Origin of the sequence: Streptococcus sp. E24BD (assembly GCF_041807825.1) — a bacterium.
In the GTDB taxonomy this organism is placed as follows: domain Bacteria; phylum Bacillota; class Bacilli; order Lactobacillales; family Streptococcaceae; genus Streptococcus; species Streptococcus entericus.
On the sequence record NZ_JBGTZB010000076.1, the window covers coordinates 1 to 844 of the forward strand.

General features: G+C 38.6%; 1 protein-coding gene and 1 pseudogene. Both read right to left on the minus strand.

Annotated elements, in window-relative coordinates; translation table 11 throughout:
* Nucleotides 1–91: pseudogene (locus ACERC5_RS10115) on the minus strand (IS30 family transposase); the annotation flags it as partial.
* Nucleotides 92–182: 91 nt separating this feature from the next.
* Nucleotides 183–485, minus strand: a complete 303-nt coding sequence (locus tag ACERC5_RS10120) for a hypothetical protein (protein WP_373659703.1) — start codon at nt 483–485, stop codon at nt 183–185.
* Nucleotides 486–844 lie beyond the last annotated feature (359 nt).

Sequence of the window (844 nt, forward strand, 5' to 3'; positions counted from 1 at the left end):
AGTTTACTAGCAATTTGATGAGGTTTCAACCCTAATTCTAAATAAGTCTCTATCTTTATTCGCTCTTTTATGGTTCATGGGAGTAGCTCATAGGTTTCCTCGTGTTCTGGTAGTGTGGTTACGTATAGTTTACACGACAGAAACGCCATGAGTTTTTTTGTTGCACTATATTTTACAATTTATCATAAGATAAAATACTCAATCTGAATATCTTGTTCAGGGTATGTTTGTGTGAGTTCAGTCGCGATATCATTATACATTTGTCGAAGTGTTGCGATTTTGTCTGGGAAATTGCTCCCCACATAGTGGAAGGTGCACTCGATGGTTAAAAAGAGTTCGTGAAACAGGGCGTTCATTTGTTCTAATTTCTCAAGAAGTTCAGTGTTGCCTTGTAAAAAGCTAGGGGCTTCTTTGCGCTCCGTTGTAAAGGCATCAACAACTTTGACAGGAAAACTCCCGTACTCTAGGCTCAATTCATAGATCATGCGTGGTCTCCTTTATCCGTTTTCATTATTTTACCATAAAATAGCAGAGCTAGCACAAGTGAGGTACTGGCATTGGTATTTTTACAGAAAAAGGAAAGTTCCTACTGTTATGGGTAAAACCTTTCCTTTTTGGCTCATTGTCAACTGTAGTGGGTTGACCAATTTAACACCGAGAGAGGACAAGTTTAGTCTTCTCTCGTTTTATGTTTAGCGCAATGAAAATGCGAGTTTTGAAGTTTGAAAAGGCACCCCTTTTCTGTACAATTTTTATAAAGTGTTTTTGTTAAGCGATAACTCGCTTAACCATAGGTGTTTGGTAATCGAGACTACCGTGAATGCGATGATGGTTCCACCAGTGG